The sequence below is a fragment of the Lacticaseibacillus mingshuiensis genome, from assembly GCF_016861785.1.
In the GTDB taxonomy this organism is placed as follows: Bacteria; Bacillota; Bacilli; order Lactobacillales; family Lactobacillaceae; genus Lacticaseibacillus; species Lacticaseibacillus mingshuiensis.
Genome location: NZ_BOLS01000015.1, coordinates 25219 through 45918 on the forward strand (window position 1 = coordinate 25219; position 20700 = coordinate 45918).

General features: G+C 55.8%; 18 protein-coding genes. All 18 read right to left on the minus strand.

Annotated features, from left to right (window positions below):
- Positions 1-187: 187 nt before the first annotated feature.
- Entirely contained in the window at positions 188-724 is a 537-nt protein-coding gene (locus tag JUE67_RS09720; RefSeq protein ID WP_203628516.1) for a CvpA family protein, read from the minus strand.
- Between the two features lie 8 nt (positions 725-732).
- Positions 733-990 carry a cell division protein ZapA gene (gene zapA / locus JUE67_RS09725; RefSeq protein WP_373300947.1) on the minus strand — a complete coding sequence of 86 codons (258 nt, stop codon included), beginning with the start codon at positions 988-990 and terminating at the stop codon, positions 733-735.
- A 76-nt stretch (positions 991-1066) separates the two neighbouring features.
- A complete protein-coding gene (locus tag JUE67_RS09730) occupies positions 1067-1408 on the minus strand; it encodes a DUF1292 domain-containing protein (protein WP_125696566.1) in 342 nt (113 codons plus the stop codon).
- A 16-nt stretch (positions 1409-1424) separates the two neighbouring features.
- The gene (gene ruvX / locus JUE67_RS09735) at positions 1425-1847 is read right to left on the minus strand and encodes a Holliday junction resolvase RuvX (RefSeq protein ID WP_125696565.1); all 423 of its coding nucleotides are present in this window, start codon (positions 1845-1847) and stop codon (positions 1425-1427) included.
- Positions 1848-2108 carry an IreB family regulatory phosphoprotein gene (locus JUE67_RS09740; RefSeq protein WP_125696564.1) on the minus strand — a complete coding sequence of 87 codons (261 nt, stop codon included), beginning with the start codon at positions 2106-2108 and terminating at the stop codon, positions 1848-1850.
- 681 nt (positions 2109-2789) lie between these two features.
- Positions 2790-5429: an alanine--tRNA ligase gene (gene alaS, locus JUE67_RS09745; protein ID WP_203626060.1), complete on the minus strand. Its 2640-nt coding sequence runs from the start codon at positions 5427-5429 to the stop codon at positions 2790-2792.
- Between the two features lie 557 nt (positions 5430-5986).
- Entirely contained in the window at positions 5987-6916 is a 930-nt protein-coding gene (locus JUE67_RS09750; protein ID WP_203626061.1) for a hypothetical protein, read from the minus strand.
- A 32-nt stretch (positions 6917-6948) separates the two neighbouring features.
- Positions 6949-8295, minus strand: a complete 1347-nt coding sequence (locus tag JUE67_RS09755; RefSeq protein ID WP_203626062.1) for a DEAD/DEAH box helicase — start codon at positions 8293-8295, stop codon at positions 6949-6951.
- A complete protein-coding gene (locus JUE67_RS09760; protein WP_203626063.1) occupies positions 8288-9250 on the minus strand; it encodes a DHH family phosphoesterase in 963 nt (320 codons plus the stop codon). Before JUE67_RS09760 ends, JUE67_RS09755 begins: the two co-directional genes overlap by 8 nt.
- Entirely contained in the window at positions 9247-10572 is a 1326-nt protein-coding gene (locus JUE67_RS09765) for a DRTGG domain-containing protein (protein ID WP_203626064.1), read from the minus strand. The genes JUE67_RS09760 and JUE67_RS09765 overlap by 4 nt, the downstream gene beginning before the upstream one ends.
- Before the next feature lie 208 nt (positions 10573-10780).
- A complete protein-coding gene (gene dinB, locus JUE67_RS09770) occupies positions 10781-11884 on the minus strand; it encodes a DNA polymerase IV (RefSeq protein ID WP_203626065.1) in 1104 nt (367 codons plus the stop codon).
- An 86-nt stretch (positions 11885-11970) separates the two neighbouring features.
- The gene (gene zwf / locus JUE67_RS09775; RefSeq protein WP_203626066.1) at positions 11971-13452 is read right to left on the minus strand and encodes a glucose-6-phosphate dehydrogenase; all 1482 of its coding nucleotides are present in this window, start codon (positions 13450-13452) and stop codon (positions 11971-11973) included.
- 12 nt (positions 13453-13464) lie between these two features.
- Positions 13465-14115 (minus strand): metal-dependent transcriptional regulator, encoded by a 651-nt coding sequence (locus JUE67_RS09780; protein WP_203626067.1) that lies wholly within the window; start codon positions 14113-14115, stop codon positions 13465-13467.
- Between the two features lie 334 nt (positions 14116-14449).
- On the minus strand, positions 14450-17062 hold the full coding sequence (adhE, locus tag JUE67_RS09785) for a bifunctional acetaldehyde-CoA/alcohol dehydrogenase (RefSeq protein WP_203626068.1): 2613 nt from the start codon (positions 17060-17062) through the stop codon (positions 14450-14452).
- A gap of 43 nt (positions 17063-17105) precedes the next feature.
- Positions 17106-17390, minus strand: a complete 285-nt coding sequence (locus tag JUE67_RS09790; RefSeq protein ID WP_203637137.1) for a hypothetical protein — start codon at positions 17388-17390, stop codon at positions 17106-17108.
- Between the two features lie 156 nt (positions 17391-17546).
- Complete coding sequence (gene yajC / locus JUE67_RS09795) at positions 17547-17942, minus strand: preprotein translocase subunit YajC (RefSeq protein ID WP_125696554.1); 396 nt, start codon at positions 17940-17942, stop codon at positions 17547-17549.
- 111 nt (positions 17943-18053) lie between these two features.
- Positions 18054-19196 carry a tRNA guanosine(34) transglycosylase Tgt gene (gene tgt / locus JUE67_RS09800; protein ID WP_203637138.1) on the minus strand — a complete coding sequence of 381 codons (1143 nt, stop codon included), beginning with the start codon at positions 19194-19196 and terminating at the stop codon, positions 18054-18056.
- A 456-nt stretch (positions 19197-19652) separates the two neighbouring features.
- On the minus strand, positions 19653-20690 hold the full coding sequence (gene queA / locus JUE67_RS09805) for a tRNA preQ1(34) S-adenosylmethionine ribosyltransferase-isomerase QueA (RefSeq protein ID WP_125696602.1): 1038 nt from the start codon (positions 20688-20690) through the stop codon (positions 19653-19655).
- Between the last annotated feature and the right edge of the window lie 10 nt (positions 20691-20700).

Genomic DNA, 20700 nt, shown 5'->3' on the forward strand with positions numbered 1-20700 from the left:
AAAAAAAGAAGTGGGACAAATATCGATTTTGGGTCCGACAGGTAAGTGTTCCAAGCGCCAGGTCCGCACTCTGGACCGGGTGATTGGCGCCTTAGCTGCTCGGACCCGGACATTTGGCCCACGACACTGCAGTAGTATCAGTGGACTATACAGGAACTGGGACAAAACAGCGTTTTGTCCCAGTTTCTTAGGCGATGATCCAGAGATTGGTGATCATTTGCTCCAACAGCGGGGTGTGAATGATCATCTTAGCCGCAAAAGAATCCGCCAGCAACGACTGAATACCGGAGACCGGCACCAGCGCCGCCAGATAGATCACCAGAAAAATAAACAGATAGCCGATCACCAGGTTCAGCACCCCGCCGCCAAAAAGCCTGAGCGCCGCGTCATGGCCGCTATAGCTGAGATCATGGACCCACAGCGCCAAATACCGCGTGATCAGCCACCCGATCATCAGAATCAGGATGAACGCGACGCCGCGATAAAATGCGTCGTCCAGCGTCAATCCCACTTTATTTGAGAAAAATACAAAGCGGCTCTGTTCCGTTGCCGAGGGATACGGCACAAACAGGCTAATGGTCTGGCCCAGTGGTTTGCACAGCGCCCAGGCCGCCAAAAAGCTGACCAGGTACCCCGCGACATGGACCAATTGAAGCCACATGCCCCGCCGCGCACCGGCGTAGAAAAAATACAGCAGCGTCAGGAGGATCAAAAAAGTCAACATACGCGCTCCTACTCTGCCTGTTCTTGGGCTTCCTGCTGCTTGATCACGTCGGAAACGGCGTTGAACGCCAGCAGAATCGCCGCCTGTTCGTCACTCATTGCTGGGGACAGGGCCTTGATCTGGGCGAGTTGGGCATTGAGAAGCTGGGTCGTCGCCGCAAAATGCTCCGGAGTGGCCGCGCCGATGATCGTATAAGTGTGGTTGCCGATAACGGCTTTGTAACGTCTTTTCTGTTCGCCCACCTGACTGCCTCCTTGAAATGTCATACTGATTGATTTTACCATGAAATCAGGGTAACGAAAAGCCAGCATCCCGACTGGGGGTGCTGGCTTTGTGCAAGTCTTATTCGTTTGTGTCGTCTGAGTCGTCCGAATCGTCATCCTCATCATCAAGGAAGGTGTTCAGGACCTCTTCGACCATCGCCCATTCATCGTCGTCTTCGATCGGGAAGAGGTCGCCTTGCGACGCATCCCCATTTTCATCCGGCGTGAAGGAAAAGGCCTGAATCTCAACTTCCTCATCGTCAGCCGCGCTTTGCGGGAACAACAGCACATAGCTCTTGCCATAATCTTCCGAGTCGAAGGTGAAAAGCACTTGGTATAATTCTTCGTTCCCTTTTTCGTCGACCAGCGTGATCAGCTGATCGTCGCCGCCTGGGGTGAGGTGTTCGTTGTTATCTGCCATGATTGCCCTCCTGAGGTCAATGACTGTGTTGATCGAGATAATTTTGCAGAATCATTTGTGCCGCAAGCTTGTCGATCACCTGTTTTTGCCGTTTCCGCGACGCGTCTGCCTCTTCGATCAACATCCGCGAGGCCTCAACGGTGGTGAGTCGCTCATCTGAAAAAACGACCGGTAAGCCGAACAGTTGCTCAAGCTTGGCCCCATACTCCTGGGATTTTTCAGCCCGCGGACCCAGCGTGTTGTTCATGTTTTTGGGTAGCCCCACAACAAAGCCGGTCACCTCATACTGAGCGACCAGCTCCTGAACGCGTGGCAACCCAAAGTCGCCTTTATCTTCATTGATTCGGATGATCTCGAGTCCCTGTGCGGTCCAGCCAAATGGGTCGCTGATCGCGACACCGACAGTCCGTGAACCGACATCTAGGCCCATCAAACGCATCTAGTCTTTCTCCTTGCCGAGATAGTTGCGAACGAGCTCTTCAATGATCTCGTCGCGTTCGTGTTTGCGAATCAAGCTTCGCGCGTCGTTATACCGCGGGATATAGGCCGGGTCTCCGGAGATCAGGTACCCCACGATCTGGTTGATCGGGTTATATCCTTTCTCCTCAAGCGACTTGTAGACCGTCTCCAGCGTTTCGTGAACATTCTTCGGGTTGTTATCCTTAAAATCAAAGTGGACGGTTTGATCCAATGTGCTCATTCTTAACACCTCTATTCTGTCCAATTCATTGCCTATTTTACTTGAAAAAGGCAAAAAGTACAAACATGTAAGACCAGGGTGCGGAGGCCCGCGGGATGGTGGGGTAGCTAACTTGGCTCGGGTGCTTGAGGCGCACTTCGCCTCGAGTGCACGAGACAGTTAGATGTCCCCACCATGCGGGCCGAAGCCCAACTTGACCAGGGTGCGGAGCCGAGCGTTTAGGGGTGGGCAGGTAGTTTGCCCTGGGCGATTGATGGCGCACTTAGCCATCGAGCGACTAGAGCAACTACATGTCCCACCCCTGCTCGGCGGAGCCCAACTTGACCAGGGTGCGGAGGCCCGCGGGATGGTGGGGCAGCTAACTTGGCTCGGGTGCTTGAGGCGCACTTCGCCTCGAGTGCACGAGACAGTTAGATGTCCCCACCATGCGGGCCGAAGCCCAACTTGACCAGGGTGCGAAGCCGAGCGTTTAGGTCTGAGCGGCTAGTACGGCCTGGGCGCGTGTGGCGCACTTAGCCATGCGTGACCAGGCCGTACTAGATGCCTCAGACCTGCCGCGCGAAGCCCAACTACTGTGCGGAGGCCCGCGGGATGGTGGGGTAGCTAACTTGGGTCGCGTGCTTGAGGCGCACTTCGCCTCGAGTGCACGAGACAGTTAGATGTCCCCACCTCCTCAACGCCCTACTTCGCCGCTAGCGTCTCCGCCGCCAGCTTCAGTGCGTCTTGAATGCCGGCCGGATTTTTCCCGCCAGCTTGGGCCATGTCTGGGCGACCGCCGCCACCGCCGCCGATCGCCGGGGCAATGGCCTTGATCAGATCGCCGGCTTTGACGCCGCGCTGGATGGCGTCCTTGCTGGCCCCAACGAGCAGGCTGACTTTATCGTCGCTTGCCGTTGCCAGGACCAACACATCAGAGACGGCCTTATCGCGCCACTGGTCGCCCAATTGCCGCAATTCGTTCATCCCGGCCACATTGACCTTGGCCGCGACCAGCGTGAAGTCGCCGGCTTCTTGGACATTGCCGAACACGTCGCCAGCTGCTTGACTGGCTAATTTTGCCTGCAAGCCTTCGACGGTCTTTTGGCTGGCTTTAAGGTCGGCCTGCAACTGCTCGACTTTATGCGGCACATTTTTCACCTGGTCGCTCTTCAGGTTCGCCGCCGTCTCTGCCAGCAGGTCTTCCTGCTGGGTCAGATACTCATAGGCTTCCTTGGAGGTCACGGCTTCGATGCGCCGAACGCCAGCGCCGATCCCGGATTCGCCGGTGATCTTGAACAGGCCAAGCGCCGCGGTATTAACGGGATGCGTTCCGCCATCGAATTCACGGTTGAAATCGCCGATGGTCACAACGCGCACCGTCTTGCCGTACTTATCGCCAAACATCGCGATCGCGCCTTGCTTCTTCGCCTCTTCGATTGGCATCTCTTCCCAAGTGATCGGGAGCTGACGCCAGATCTGCTCATTGACGATCGCTTCCACCTGGCGAAGTTGCTCGCTGGTGACCTGACCGAAGTTCGTGAAGTCAAAACGCAGATAGGTCGGCTCGACCAGGGAACCTGCCTGATGCGTATGCTCGCCGAGGACTTGGCGCAGCGCTTGATCCAGCAAATGCGTCGCGGTATGGTTCATCGAGACCTTGCGCCGGCGTTCCGTATCGACCTTCAGGAAGTACGTCGCGCCTTTTTCGAGCGTGTTTTCGACTTCGACGGTATGCAAGTTCTGGCCATTTGGCGCATGCTGCACATCAGTGACCTTTGCGACCACCGCGCCATCTTCGTCCTCGACCACCCCAGTATCCGCGACCTGGCCACCCATTTCTGCATAAAATGGCGTCTGGTCAAAAATCAATTGCGCAGTACCGGCCTCGACCCGCGTCTTTTCAGCATCGTCTTGGATGAGGTCCGTCAACGTTGCCTGATCTTCAAGATCCGTCCAGCCGGTAAACTGACTTTCGGACTTGATTGCCATCAGCGTCTTGTCCTGGCTGCCCATGGACTGCTGATCGCCACGTGCGGCCCGGGCGCGTTCGCGCTGCGCCGTCATGTTCGCTTCGTAGCCCTTCATATCAACATCGATGCCCTGATCGCCGGCGATCTCCTTGGTCAATTCGACTGGGAAGCCAAAGGTATCAAACAGCTTGAAGGCGGTCGCGCCTGGAATGACGGTTTCACCAGTTGCCTGCAGATCCGCGATGCTCTTGTTGAGCAGGCTCAGACCTGCATCAAGGGTCTCCGCGAACCGTTTTTCCTCAGAGCGAATGACCTTCTGGATGAATTCCTGATTGCGCAGGATCTCTGGGTAATAGCTCTGCATGATGTTACCAACGACAGGTACGAGCTGGTAGAGGAATTCGCCTTGAATGCCGAGACGGCGGCCATTGACTGCCGCGCGGCGAATCAGCCGGCGCAGGACATAGCCACGGCCTTCATTTGATGGCAACGCGCCATCCCCGATTGCAAACGTGACAGTGCGCGCGTGGTCGGCGATGATCTTGAACGCCACATCGTCATGCTTGTCGGCGCCATATGTGCGGTGGTCGCTGAGCGTTTCCGTGTACTTGATCAGCGGCATGAACAGATCCGTCTCGAAGTTGGTGGCAGTATGCTGCATGACCGAAACGACACGCTCAAGGCCCATCCCAGTATCAATGTTTTTATGCGGCTGATCGACATAGCGGCCATCCGGCAAATGATTGTATTGGGAAAAGACGATGTTCCAGATCTCCAGGTAGCGCTCGTTTTCCCCGCCTGGATGATTCTCCGGATCGTCATCGGCCACGTTGTTATACTGCTGGCCGCGGTCAAAAAAGATCTCCGTATCCGGACCCGATGGCCCTTCGCCGATATCCCAGAAGTTGTCTTCAACCTCAAAGATATGCGACGCCGGCACGCCAGTCTTTTCCCACAAGGCTTTGGCATCTTGGTCCTTCGGGTAGACTGTCACATACAGTTTCTCTGGATCAAGCGCGAACCATTTGGGACTCGTCAGCAATTCCCACGCCCAAGGAATCACTTCCTTTTTAAAATAATCCCCAACGGAAAAATTCCCCAGCATCTCGAAAAATGTCAGGTGGCGAGCGGTCTTGCCGACGTTTTCGATATCATTGGTCCGAATGGATTTCTGCGCATTTGTGATCCGCGGGTTCTTCGGGACCACGGAGCCATCAAAATACTTTTTCAGCGTCGCCACGCCAGAGTTGATCCACAAAAGGGTCGGATCATCCACTGGAATCAGGCTGGCTGAAGGCTCAACGTCATGCCCTTTTTCCTTGAAAAAATCCAAGAACATCTGGCGCACTTGGCTGCTCGATAATTCTTTCATCTGTTTTCCTCCCAAAATAAAAACACCGCTGCATATTCAAGGACGCTTGCGCGCGGTACCACCTTGTTTGCAACGATGTTGATCGTTTACCACTTCATTGATGTATTCACTTGATGATCAGGGAGCATGCTCGACATGGACCACACGGCTCTCAGCAATGCCGCATTTTCTGGATGGTCAGCCAACTCGAACACATATCCTAACAATGGCTCATTATACGAAGAGAGACAGCGAGTGTCAAACAAGAAAGGGTGCGGAGCCGAACGTTTTGGGGTGAGCAGCTAGTGCGGCCTGGGCGGTTGATGGCGTCTTTTGCCATCGGGCGACCAGGACGACTAGATGTCCCACCCCTGCTCGGCAAAGCCCAACTAGGGTGCGCAGGCCCGCGGGATGGTCGAGTAGCTAGTTTGGCTTGGGTGCTTGGTGGCGCGCCTTGCCACCGAGTGCACAAGACAACTAGATACCTCGACCATGCGGGCCGGAGCCCAACTGCAAAGGGTGCGGAGCCGAGCGTTTAGGGGTGAGCAGCCCCGCGGACTGGCCTCGGCAGTCGCTCACTAATTCAGCTCGATCCGCACCAATTTCCGGTACCGCTGCGCTTCAAACGGCTGTTCCACCGCCGCCCGATAAAATGGGGACAATTTCAACAGCGAGTCCCCCTTTTGATAAGGCACCGCTGCGACCTCCTCGCCTTGCGTCAATTCGGCGCTTGGCCGCTGCGTTGGGAAGGTCAGGCCAAACCGGTTTGGCAGATACGCTGGCACCGTTTCCGGCACCGCGTTGCCCCAGGCAAACAGCTGTGAAAAGCCGCCGCCCAGCAACCATTCATAGTCCCGAGCTGTCGGCAACGCAAACCCAAAGCCGCCGAGTTGTTTGACCAGCGCCGCCTTAGTCCAGCGATGCTTGAGCGCAACTTGATAATGATGGCTGCTGGCCAATCGAAGCACCACCTGCCCCGCAGTCAATACCGCCGGCCAAGGTTCTTGGGCCGCGGGATCCAGCGATGTGGTCCGCGGCTCGATCAGTGACAGCACAGTGGGCTTGTACGGCACATAGGCAAAATGATTGCCCCGAAAAACCTGCGTGGTCAAATTGACCTGGCCGATCACTTCCTCATCGCTGGCCACACTGCGACGCGCGACCAGCATCGGCGGCAAGTCCACCACGGCAGGCGCACTGAGCTGATCACGCATCTCCCGGCTGGAAAGACCCAGCGACTCAGCCAACCCGGCAAGCTCAGTTGGCAGTGGCGTTTCGATGCCGAGCTTGACGTGGCGCTGACCCGGCACGAACCGCAACCACTCGCCACCGATCAAGGCGTCGAAGGTCTGCAGCCCCTGGCCAAAATAGCTGACGCTCACCGGCACCAACGCATCAACTGCCAAAAGCGGGCTGAGAAAATACCGCGTGAGTTGTTCAAAGATAAAGCGGCGCCGGTCATCCGGCAAAAGCCGCCAATTGTCCATCAAAAGATCCTGGCTTGCCATCCTTTTCCTGCTTTCACACGTTGACGAAACGGTCAGTATTCCTTCTTGTTTTGCTTCCGCGCGGTGCGAGCCGCGTCACGTTTTTCAACCCGGCGATTGAACCAAGCCTCTTTGTCCGCGGCTTTCTTGATCTTCTTCTTGTAGCCTGGCATCTTGGTCTTCGCGGCCTTGGCTGCCATGCCCTTGATGCGGCCCGATCGCGTATCGGCTTGCGGCTTGCGGCTGCGACGCCGATCACGATCATAACTATCGACGATGCGGCCATCCTTGACCTGCTTTGGGGCAAAATGAATCCCGAGATGCTCCAATTCGGCGATCTGCGCTTCTTGACCGGGTTCATACAAGGTGATCGCGGTACCCGAAAGGCCATTGCGCCCGGTCCGCCCCACACGATGAACGAAGAACTCGTTGTCCTTTGGCAGCTCCGCGTTGATCACCAGCGACACACCTTCGATATCGATGCCGCGGGCGGCCAGATCCGTCGCCACCACGTATTGGAACTTCTGGTCAACGACTTCCTTCATCACGCGCTTGCGTTCACGCGGTGGCAGCCCGCCATGGATCTTCGCCACTTTGAGGCCTTGCTCGGTGAGGTAGTGATGAATCGCATCCACCGATGTCTTCGTGTTCGCGAAGATCAGCGCGAGGAACGGCTCGCCCATGGTCAGGAGCTGATACAGCAGCTGATTTTTATCCCGCCCCTTGGACGCGATCAACAGATTTTCGACGGTATCGGCGATCACAGACTGCGGTTTGATCATGATCGTGGTGGGATTCGCCATGTATTTTTTCAAAAATGGCTGGAGCTTTTGCGGAATCGTGGCGGAAAAGACCAACATCTGCAGGCCAGCTGGGAAAGTCGACGCGATCTTGTCCACATCGCCTAAAAAGCCCATATCCAGGGTCATGTCGGCTTCATCGACAACAAAGACTTGCGCCGTGTACGCCGCCAGCGCCCCATTTTGCATTAAGTCCAAGACGCGGCCTGGTGTGCCAATGACCAAATGGGGCTGTTGATGATGTAATTTGTCGATCTGTTTTTGCTTGTCCGTGCCGCCGACATAATTCTGAATGCGCAGGCCCGGCATGAATTGGCTGAGCTGCTCGGCGACGGTGAAAAGCTGAGTCGCCAGTTCCCGTGACGGCGCGGTGATCACAGCCTGGACCTCATCCTTGGCCACATCGATGTGCGACAAGATCGGCACCAAAAAGGCATGCGTCTTACCTGAGCCGGTCTGACTTTGGCCGATGATGCTTTCGCCGCGCAAAACGGCTGGAATGACCTTGGCCTGAATCGGCGTCGGCGTGGTGATCTTCATTGCGTCCAGGCCCTGAAGCACTTCGGGACGCAAGGTGTACTGCGCAAATTGATTAGCCATTTTGTCCTGCTTTCTGGTAAGTCTCGACCAACGCAGCCAAGGCGGCGATCATCTCATCGATCTCCGCTTGGTCCTGGGCGTTCGCGCCGGATGCCAATGGGTGGCCACCGCCGTTGTGCGCCTTAGCCAATTCGTTGATGATCGGGCCTTTCGAGCGCAAATGGACGCGGTAGGTGCCGTCTTTTTTCTCAACGAACTCCAGCCATGACTGGACTTCCGCCAAGCGGCCAGGCGTGCCGACTGCCGCGGACACTTCATCATCCGCAAGCCCCAAGCCTTGAATCGTCGTTTGCGGGATGACCACACTGGCCGCACCGGCTGGGGTCACCGTCAGATGATCGAAAACATAGCTCTGCAGGCGTGCTTGGGCCAGCGTCAGAGAATTCATCTGATTGTTGACCTTGGCCGGATCGAAATCCTGCTTGATCAGCTCCGCTGCGACTTGGAACGTATGCGGCGTCGTGTTGTTGTACAGGAAGCGGCCGGTATCGCCGACGATGCCGCCATACAGCATCCGCGCGGCGGCTGCGTTGACTGTCAGAAGGCCATCGCTGGCGGCGACCAGATCAAAGATCAGCTCGGACGCTGAACTGGCATCGTTGTCGACCCAGTTGATCTTGGCATACGGATCGTCGTTGGGATGGTGATCGATCTTGATCAGCATTTTCCCCGTCGTGAAGCGGTCATCCGACACCCGCGGCGTATCCGCGGTATCTGTGACGATCACCAGCGCGTCTTGGTACAGGTCATCGGCGATCACCTGCTCCTGGCCAAACCAGGCGAGGTCCCCCACTTCACTCCCGACTTGATAGATGTGTTTCGCCGGAAAACTGGCCCGCAAGATCTCGGCCAAGCCGATCTGGCTGCCGAGTGCATCCGGATCCGGATTGATGTGGCGATGGATGATGATCGTATCGTATTTTTGAATCTCGCTTAAGATCTCTTGCTGAATCATTTCTGGTTCCTTTCTAGTAATTGACAGGTCACGATGGCCTTTGCGACTGGCAAACCATCTGTTTGGAGGTCGATATCGAGGGTGCCCTCATGCTTGGTGAGCTCAAGCGGCGTGACGGCGATGTTGACGATCGACTCGAGTTGAATCGGCCGAAAAGTCGTCAGCGACAATTGTTCGATCAGCACGTTGCGCCGGCCAGTCGCGTTCAGAAATTTCGTCACGCATGAGTTGACCGCCTCGCTGAGCACGCCAAAACTCAAGGTGCCCAGCGCGTTGGTCATCATCGGCGTCGTGTGCAGCGCAAATCTGGCCGGTTGATCTTCCGGCGCACCGACTGTGGTGAGCTGAGCGATCACGGAATCTGCGATCGTTGTTTTGTCCTGGCTGTTGTGGCCAAGTTCGGCCAAGCTGGCAAAAACAGCGCTGCGCGTCACGATACCGAGGAGTTGCCAGGAGTCATCGACCACCGGCATCACATTTTCACCATTGCCCTGCATCGTGTGGCCCACCGTCGTCACCGACAGATAGGGCTTCACGGTTTGCGGGTCCTTGAGCATCACGCGTTCAAGCGGTGTTGTCTGTTTTTTCCCTGCGATCTCACGGGGCGTCACAATGCCAACGAGCCGGCCGCTTGTCGTGATGATCGGCAAGACAAAATCACCGCGGTCGCCGCGCAGCGCGGCAAAATCGGCCACGGTCTGATCCGGATGCGCGATCTTCGTGTCCTTCAGCGGGGTGTATAGCGAGGCCACCGTCATGATATCCTGCTTGATCGCCTGGTCGGACAGCGCGCGGTTGATCATGGTCGCGACGGTGAAAGTATCGTGGCTCGTCTGCAAAACAGGCAATTCAAATCGGTTGGCAAGCTTGATCACGGCATCGGAGGTCATGAACCCACCGGTGATCAGGACCGCCGCCCCATTTTGAAGCGCGAGGCGCTGGGCATCTTCACGATTCCCGATGATCACCAGGGAATTCTTCGTGATGTAGCGCAACATTTCGTCTGGCGTCATCGCGCCGATGACAAATTTATCCAGTTTCTTTTTCAAGCCGGCCGATCCGCCCAACACGCGCGCGTCGATCAGGGTGACGAGGACCTTGAATGTCAGTGAGTCGATGTTGTTGATCGGTTTTTGCTCGATGCGAATGGTCCCGACGCGCTCGATGGTCGAGACGAGGCCGGTGTTTTCCGCTTCCTTGATCGCGCGATAAGCCGTGCCTTCGCTGACTTTTTCGCGCCTGGCGATGCGGCGCACGGAGATCTTCGTGCCGACTGCCAAGTTCATGATGTAGTTGAGAATCTGTTCGTGTTTCGTCGCCATAGCGCTGCCTCGCTTCACTGTATTCCGCTTCAGTATACCATACGGCTGTGCGCCTTTGAGCACGCGGGTCTGTGTGGGTTTGTGTTTCGTCTGAGGAAAAAACTGGGTGGGCTCCAGCCAGAAATCGGCTGGCGGCCGAAGTAGGGGCTCTCAAGTAGCTTCATACTCGTCAAGAACGCGGTCATGCGGCTCACTTTTGGAACTTTCCTCACACGTCCAGGTCCAGATTCTCGTACTGCGCCGGCTCCAGGCCTGTCATGGTGATCCCGAGCAGCCGGACGCCGGCTGGACGTTCGGCGCGCTCTTGCCACAAGGACCAAGCCTGGTCGAAGAGCTGCTGGCGATCCGCGATGAAATGATCGAGGGTCCGCCGCCTTGTTTGCGTCTCAAACTCGCTGTCGCGCACTTTGAGCACCACGACTTTGCCATGCATTTGGTGTCGCGCCAAGGCGTCTTCCACCATGGCGGCCAGCGCCTCTAACCGCTCGCGGACCTGTGTTTCCGTGGTCAAAAACGTGCGGTAAGTCTCTTCCTTGCCGATGGATTTGGCGACGCGCCGTTCGACTGGCCGCAGATCGATGCCGCGAACGTGTTGATACAGGCCAAAGCCGAATTTACCAAAGGCGTCGATCAACTCACTTTGCGAAAAAGCCCGCAGATGCGCCCCATCGATCGCGCCCATCGCTTCAAGTTTCGGCAACGTCTTTTTCCCAACGCCGCGAAAGGCCGCGATCGGCAAGGCGTCCAAAAACGGTTGGGCCTGGGCGGGCATGATCACGGTTCGGCCGCGGGGTTTGTTGTATTCCGACGCCTCCTTGGCCAAAAACTTGTTGTACGACAGGCCAAATGAGCAGGTCAACTGGGTCGCTTCGCGTATTTGGTCTTGCAGCCACAGCGCCAAGGCGACCTTGCTGGGAAAATCGTGATTGGCGGTGATATCCAGGTACGCTTCATCCAACGCAACGGGCTCCATCAAGTCCGTCACTTGGCGAAAAATATCGTGAATCTGATGCGACACCGCGCGGTACTTGGTGAAATCCGGATTCTTGAACGTCAGCAAGTGTTTTGGCACCAGCCGCAGCGCCTCATTTGCAGGCATCGCGGAATGGACCCCATACTGCCGGGCGACGTAATTGGCGGTCGTGACGACCCCTTTTCCGCCAGTGGTGCGCGGATCATGCGCGATCACCAGCGCGCGGCGACGCAACGCCGGCGCGTCACGCATCTCGATCGAAGCGTAGAACGCATCCATGTCGACATGTAAGATCCGCCGCTGGGTGTCGTTGCGCATCGGCAATTCAAATAGCGCCATGGTGCGTCCTCCTTCCCGCGAAAAAAAGCCGGGGCACCGCTGCCACCGACCGTTTTGATTCAATAGAAACAGATGAAAGCAGCGCGTTAATCTGCCATTTGAATGCGCGTCGGCTGCCAGTACCAGCTGGACCCCGTTTGTGCCAGGAGCTGGCTGGCTTCGCGTGGCCCCATCGACCCCGGTGTGTACGTCAACATCGTATTGTCTTTGCGCCAAGCACTTTCGATGACGTCAACAAAACGCCAGGTCTGCGCCAATTCATGCCAGTTGGTGAAGTTCGTTTGATCGCCTTCCAGCGCATTTTCGATCAGGCGCTCATAGGCTTCCGGCGCGCGCGCCGTCACTTGAGCGTCATGCTGATAATGCAACTCTTCCGGCATCAAACTTTGCGCTTGGCCGATCGTTTTGCCATTGATCTGCAGCGTGAAGCCTTCCGTCGGCTCGATATAGATCGTCAGCGCCGACGCCTTGGCATCCTCCCCAAACAGGCCGGTGCCGACCGGTTTGAAGGTGACTGTGATCTGGGTCGATTTGCGCGTCAGGCGCTTGCCTGTGCGCACATAGATCGGCACCCCGGCCAATGCAGGCTGGTCGGTCAGAATTTTGCCTGCGACAAACGTCTCGGTCAGCGAATCCGGCGCCACACCATCTTCATCGCGATAAGCCTTGATGTTCGTGCCGGCGATCGTCGCCGCTCCGTATTGTGCGCGGACAAAATTCGCCGCCGCCTCTTCTTCGGTGTAAAGATGCAGCTGCTCGAACGCCTCGCGCTTGACCTCATGAATCGCTTCCGGGGTCATCGCCGCCGGTTTGGCCATGGTCAAAAAGCCCAGCAGCTGCATGACATGATTTTGCACCATATCACGCAACGCGCCGGCTGTTTCATAATAACCAGCCCGGGTCTCGACACCGACCGCCTCGGCCAACGTGATCTGCATGTCCTGAATATAGTCCTTGTTCCAGATCGCCTCGAACATCGGGTTGGCGAACCGCAGCGCCAGCAGTGCCTGGGTCATTTCCTTGCCGAGGTAATGGTCGATGCGGTAGATCTGCTCTTCGTGGAACGTCGCCGTGATCGAGTCGTTCAAGGCCTTGGCGCTGGCAAAATCATGGCCAAACGGTTTTTCGATCACCAGCCGGTTGAAGCCATTCGGGGCCAGCAGCGCCTCGGACTTGATGTGCTCGGCGATCGTGGAGAAGAAATTCGGCGCCATCGCCATGTAAAACAGTCGGTTGCCCGCCGCCTCATACTGATCATCCAGTTTTTGCGCCAGGTCCTTGAGCGTCACATAATGCGCCGCGTCCGTGACATCGTGCGACTGGTAGTAAAAATGCGAGGCAAACGCGCGGGCCAGCGCCAGCGTGTAATCGGAGTCGTCTTCCAGCGCGCCGCAAATAATGTCCCGGTAATGCTCATCGGTCCAGGGCCGCCGGGCGGTGCCGATCACTGCAAAATGATCATGCAAGATACCACGTTTGTACAGACCAAACAACGCGGGATACAGCTTACGGCGGGCCAAGTCGCCCGAGCCGCCAAACAAAATAATGACTGCGTGTGTTTCTGTCATGTTCGCTCCTCTTTAGATCGCGAGATCCACAAAAATATGATTGGCACGTTTCAATTCGATCGGCAGTGTTTTGCCAGTGCGCGCCTGTTGCAGACTGATCGTGTCGTCCGTCTTGGCCACCACCGTGAAATGATCCTCAATGTGCAGGCCGAGGCCGAAAATATAATCGATCAGCGCCGCTTCGTCGACGACTCGCTCGATGTGGCCCTTTTGCCCAACTTCAAGGCTGGCTAGTGGGACCCGGCTCTGGTCAAAATAATGGCCATCGCCATCCGGAATCACGCCGCCATGGGGACAATATTGCGGATCCCCCAGCATTTTGGACAGGCGCAGCGCCATTTCCGGCGTCGTCGCGTGTTCCAGTTTTTCCGCCTCCTGGTGAATGGCATCCACGGGGTAGCCCAGTGACTGCACCAAAAAGACTTCCCAGAGACGATGATTGCGCACTAATAGCGCGGCATTTTTCTGGCCGCTTGCCGTCAGTTTGATGCCCTGATACGGCGTGTGGGTCACATAGTGCTGCTCGACCAGCTTCGCGATCATCTCACTGACACTGGCGGCGGAAACATCAAGTCCGCTGACGATCTGTTTGTTGGAGATCAGCGCCGTGTCGCCGCCGAGTTCAAAAATCATTTTTAAATAATCTTCTTTATTTGGTGTCATTATCTACCCTTACTTTTTGTCCGTGATGTGTCCTCTCTATTATGCATGAACTCAGGCAAAAAAACACGCCTTTTACCGCACGCTCAGCCGCGTGCGCGGGATGTTCGATGCATGAACTCAGGCAAAAAAACACGCCTTTTACCTAGGCGTGTTCATCACAATTCTGATAATCCAGCGTGGCAGGAACCGCCTGTGCGATCAGGTGATGGGGGCGTGGGTGCGCCGACACCGTATTTTTCAAGAAGGGGCTTGCCGTGACCCTTGTGTCCCCGCCAGCAAACAAAAAGTCCAAGTCGCTTGGCGACCTGAACTTTTTGGCTAGCATGACTGCAAATTAGTTGTGAACGGATGGGCTGGACTCGGTGCCTTCGTACTCATCGAGCACGATCTGCTTCATGTCCGCGATCAAAGGTTCAACAGGGTTGGTGACCGTGCAGTTGTCTTCGTAGGCAAGTTCTGCGATACGATCGACATTCTTCAGCACGTCTTCCTTGCTGATGCCCTGATCCTTCAAGCTCATCTTCACGCCGACGCGGTGCGCCAGATCGATGTAGGCTTGTGCAAAGGCTCCAACAAGTTCAGCCGTCGTGTTGCCCTTGAGGCCGAGGTAACGGGCGATCTCTGCGTAATCTTCATCCGCGCGGAAGTAGTTGTACTTGGACCATACAGCACGCTTCTTCGGGGTCTTGGCGTTATAACGCACGATATGCGGGAAGGTGATCGCAATGCAACGTCCGTGAGGCAGATGGTAAGTCTGGCCAAGCTTATGGGCGATACTGTGGTTGATGCCCAGCAGCGCGTTGGCAAAGGCCATCCCTGCGATCGTCGAGGCGTCATGCATCTTTGCCTTCGCTTCGAGGTCGCCATTGTAGGACAATTCGAGGTTGTCAAACGCGAGCTTCAACGCCTGCAGCGACAGACCACGGGTGTAGGAGCTGGCCATCGTCGACACAAAGCTTTCGGTGGCATGGCAGATGACATCCAGGCCGGTATCAGCAACAACCTTTGGCGGGACCGTTTCAATGAACTGCGGATCGATCAGCGCAACGTCTGGGGTCAGCGCATAATCAGCCAATGGGTACTTGATGCCAGTCTCGGAGTCTGTGATGACCGCAAATGGGGTCACTTCAGAACCGGTACCAGACGTGGTCGGGATGCAGACGAGCTTGGACTTGGTCGGCTTCGGGAACTTGTAGGTCCGCTTACGGATATCCAAGAACTTCTGCTTTGCGCCGAAGAAGTCGCCATCGCCATCATAGAACAGCCAGATGCCCTTGGCCGCATCCATGACGGAGCCGCCGCCGATCGCAACGATCGCATCCGGCTTGAAGTCTTTTGCAATGGCCGTGCCTTTGTAAACGGTGTTGCTGGAAGGATCTGGTTCAACATCGAGGAAGGTCTGAACATCGACTGGGTTGGTCCGGTTTTTCAAAACATCTTCAACGATGCGGACATACCCGAGTTTTTCCATTCCACGGTCGCCGACGATCAGGACGCGGTCGAGGCCGTCCATCTTCTCCAGGTAACGGACCGAGTTGCGTTCGAAGTAGATCTTCGGTGGCAATTTGACCCATTGCATGTTGTTGCGGCGCTTCGCTAATGTCTTGATATTCAGCAAGTCGATCGTCCCCACGTTATGTGAAATTGAGTTACCACCATACGAGCCGCAGCCAAGTGTCAGAGACGGGATCATTTCGTTGTACAGATCACCGATCCCACCGAATGTGGACGGGGAGTTAACAAGGACACGGCATGCCTGCATCTTGTCTGCGTAATCCAAGGCCAGATCTTCGTCCGCGGTGTGAATGATCGCGGTATGGCCAAGGCCGCCGATGTCGAGCATGGTCTCGCAAAGTTTGAAGGCATCTTCATGGCCTTCAGCTTTGAACATGGCCAAAACTGGGCTGAGTTTTTCATGGGACAGCGGCCACTTGTCGCCGACACCCTTCAGTTCAGCGATCAGAAGCGGTGTGTCCTTTGGTACATCGATGCCGGCCCAGTTGGCGATCTGCCAAGCACTTTGGCCAACGATCCGCGGATTAACGGCCATGCGATCTTGATCGATCACCGTGTCAGTCAGCGCCTTGATGTCCTTTTGCTTAACGAAATAGGCACCCTGCTTCGTGAATTCTGCCTTTACTGGTTCGTAGATGGCGTCATCGACGATGCAGCCCTGCTCGGAGGCGCAGACCATGCCGTTATCAAAGCTCTTGGACAAAACGATGTCATTAACGGCCTGTTTGATGTCAGCCGTCGCTTCGATGTAAGCAGGCGCGTTCCCGGCACCAACGCCCAGCGCTGGCTTGCCTGAGGAATAAGCGGACTTGACCATGCCAGGGCCGCCAGTGGCCAAGATCGTCGCGATGCCAGGATGATGCATCAGCGCTTGGCACGCCTCGATGGAAGGAACCGGAATGAACTGCAACGCGCCTGCTGGCAGACCAGCTTTAACGGCTTCGTCGCGGATCACTTCAAGGGCATGCGCGGAAGACTTTTGTGCGCCTGGGTGGAATGAGAAGATGATCGGGTTACGTGTCTTGATCGCGATCTCAGACTTGAACATGGTCGTTGAGGTCGGGTTCGTCACTGGGGTCACCCCGGCGATCACACCGATCGGTTCCGCGATCTGAATGATATTCTTCTGTTTGTCTTCACTGATCACGCCAACGGTCTTGTCGTCTTTGATCGAGTGCCAGATCTCTTCAGTGGCGAACATGTTTTTGATCGCCTTGTCTTCATAGACCCCACGGCCCGTTTCTTCAACGGCCATCTTGGCCAACTCCATATGATGGTCAAGGCCTGCGATCGCCATGCGGTGAACGATATGGTCGATCTTCTTTTGGTCGAAGGTCTTCATGATCTTGAGCGCTTCCTGGGCGTTTGCCACGAGTTCATCGATCATTGCATTAACGTCGAGCGTGGTGTCTGCCTTACTGTCTTTCAGCATCCGGATCCCTCCACAAGTTGTTTAAGAATTTTTGTTAACCATTTCACAAAACACATGATACACAGCCTTTGTGATTTTGTAAACAATTTTTGGTGAATTTTTTCACGGAAATTTCGATGATAGCGACGCAGCGCGCCGTGTCAACCTTTTCATTTTTATTTTCATCTGTTTGTTGGTGAGCTTGAAGCGCATTCATCGGTCGCTCGTCGTTCGGCTCTGACCCCACAATTGTTAGTTGACGGCTCAAAAAAAGACCTGGGCCTGCGACTTTTTGTTTTGGCCAAGTTCCTGTATGGTGCGCTACTGTGACTGCAGTGTCGTGGGCCAAATGTCCGGGTCCGAGCAGCTAAGGCGCCGATCACCTGGTCCAAAGTTCGGACCTGGCGCTTGGCGCACTGACCTCTCGGACCCAAGAGCGGCCTTTGCCCCACTTCCACAAAAAAAGCACCAGCCAAATTGGCCAGTGCGTTCTGTGCGACTAGGATCAGTCTTTGTTTTCGCTATCGTCGTTGGTCTCGCTGTCATCCGCTGCGGACTGATCATCGTCTGCAGGGGTGTCTGCGGAATCATCGTTTGCCGGTGTGTCGTCTTTGGCGGCTGGCGCAGCAGTGCCTGCAGCCGGCGTGCCATTTGCCGCACCGTTGACCGTGCGAATCGCGGTCAAGTTAAATGTGAGATAAACGCCATCAAGATCAAGGTCGACGGTTTTCGCGTCCTGGTCGATGCTATCGACCACGCCGTGCAGACCACCGATCGTCACGACCTTGTCACCTTTTTTCATGTTGTTAAGCATATCTTGGTGCTGCTGTTGCTGCTTCTTTTGCGGCCGCATCATGAAGAAATACATGAATGCAAACAGCAGGACCATCGTAATGAGCATACCGCCGATTCCCAATGTAAGGCACCTCGTTTCAAAATTTGTTCATTGACCACTGTACCAGAATAACCAGCCTTGCGCTAGGGGCTTGAGACTGATTTCGGTCGTGAACGGTCAAAACGCCTTGGCGTTTGGCTGATCATAGCCGTACTTCTCAAAAACCTCTTCGCGCAGATCAAGGAGCGCGTCATCGGCGATCGCCGCCCGCACGCGCTTCATCAGGTGAAGCAGGAAATACAGATTGTGGTAGGTTGTCAGCCGAATGCCAAACGCCTCACCCACATGGACCAAATGACGAATATAAGCGCGTGAATAATTGCGGCACGTGTAGCAGTCGCAATCCGGATCAAGCGGGCCAAAATCATGCGCGTACTTGCCATTTTTGATCACAAGCCGGCCGCGGCTGGTCATCACCATCCCGTGGCGAGCGATGCGCGTCGGCAAGACACAATCGAACATGTCGATGCCGCGCAGCGCCCCATCGATCAGGGCATCAGGCGAACCGACGCCCATCAGATAGCGCGGCTTGGTTTCCGGCAGCAATGGTGTCGTGAAGTCCAAGACGTGATTCATTTCCTCTTTGGACTCCCCAACAGACAGGCCGCCGATCGAATAGCCTGGAAAATCCAGACTGACCAGATCCTTGGCGCTTTGCTGGCGCAGATTCTTGAACCCGGCGCCTTGGACGATGCCAAAAAGGGCCTGCCACTCCGGATTTTTATGCGCCTTGAGTCCGCGCTCCGCCCAGCGGCTCGTCCGCGCGACGCTTTTGGCCACATAGTCATAGCTTTCGAAAAACGGTGGGCATTCGTCCAGACTCATCATGATGTCTGGCCCCAGCGCATTTTCGATCGCGATCGCTTTTTCCGGCGACAAAAACATCTTGGCGCCGTCGATGTGATTCTTGAAATTGACGCCTTCTTCGGTGATGTCGCGCATGTGCGCCAGCGAAAAGACCTGAAAGCCGCCCGAATCGGTGAGGATGCCCTTGTTCCAGTTCATGAACTTGTGCAACCCGCCGGCCTCTTCGACCAACTCCGGCCCCGGTCGCAGCCAGAGATGATAGGTGTTGGCCAAAATCACGCCAGCCCCCATTTCATCCAGTTCTTCCGGCGCCATGGTCTTCACCGAAGCCTGGGTCCCCACTGGCATAAACATCGGGGTCGGAAATGTGCCGTGCGGGGTGATGATCTCGCCCAGCCGCGCGCCCGAGTGTTTGTCTTGATGTATGAGATGGTACTTGATCGCAGGTTCCATAAAAACTCCTTTGCTGAAACGAGTTGTTTGAGTCCCGTCCGCTGAGCCACTATAATAAACAGTGGAAGGGGCCGTTGGACTTACAATGCCATTGCCGCTGGATGAATGGGCGGCCGCCTGAGAGTGAACGATCTGACACGAAATGTTTCCCGCAGCGATGCGTTAGAAAAAATCGAGTTTAGTCGACTTCGCACAGGGCCCTTTCCACCAGGAGCTGAGACAATTGTCCCGGCTCCCTTTTTTGTGGGCCACAAAGCTGATCGCCTTTTAGGCACTGACGTTACTGCAGTGTCGTGGCCAAATGTCCGGGTCCGAGCAACTAAGGCGCTACGCAATTGAGCCTGTAAGACGCAGGCGTCTAACGGGCTCATATCCAATCACCTGGCCCACAGTTCGGACCTGGTGATTGAGACGCTTACCTGGCGGACCCAAGCGCGACAGTTGTCCCACTTCCTTTTAGCGGTGAATGTACATCGCGTCGCCAAAACTAAAGAAGCGGTACTTTTCTTCGATCGCGTGATGATACGCGTTCAAAATATTTTCGCGGCCCGTGAAGCTGGCGACCAGCATCACGAGCGTGGACTTTGGCAAATGGAAGTTGGTGATAAACGCGTCGACCAGCCGCCACTGATAGCCCGGCTTGATGAAAATATCGGTCCAGCCAGAATCCGGGTGGATCTCGCCATCATACTTCGTGCCGATCGTCTCCAGCGTGCGAATCGACGTGGTGCCGGTGGCAATGATCCGCCCACCGTTTTTCTTGACCTCATTCAGCGTATCCGCCGCTTCCTGGGAAAAACGGTAGAATTCGCTGTGCATCTGGTGGTCCTCGATATTGTCTTCAGAAACAGGCCGGAATGTCCCTAGACCCACATGAAGCGTCAAATAAACCAGCTTGGCCCCTTTGTCCTGGACCTTTTGCAGCAATTCCGGCGTCCAGTGCAAGCCAGCAGTCGGCGCCGCAGCGGAGCCACTTTCCTTGGCATAAACGGTCTGGTACATTTCAGGATCTTCCAATTTTTCCTTGATGTATGGCGGAAGCGGCGTTTCGCCCAGCTGCTCGAGGACTTCCATGAAGATACCCTCGTAGCTGAAGCGAATCATTCGGCCGCCGTGATCGAGCTCTTCGGTGACCGTGCCCTTGAGTAGGCCGTCGCCAAATTCGATCTCCGTGCCAACTGGGGCTTTGCGCGCCGGCTTCATCAGCGTTTCCCAGTTGTCACCTTCCGTGTTGTGAAGCAGCAGCACTTCCATATGGGCGCCGGTCTCTTTTTTGACTCCATACAGCCGCGCCGGCATCACGCGGGTATCGTTCATCACGATCGCGTCGCCTGGCTGGATATAATCCAGGATGTCATAAAAATGTTTATCCTCGTAGGCCCCCGTGTCAGCGTTGAGTACCAAGAGCCGGCTGGCATCGCGCTGCTTGAGCGGCGTCTGGGCGATCAGTTCCTGGGGCAGATCATAATCAAAATCTTCAGTGGTAAGCAAAATAGATCCTTCC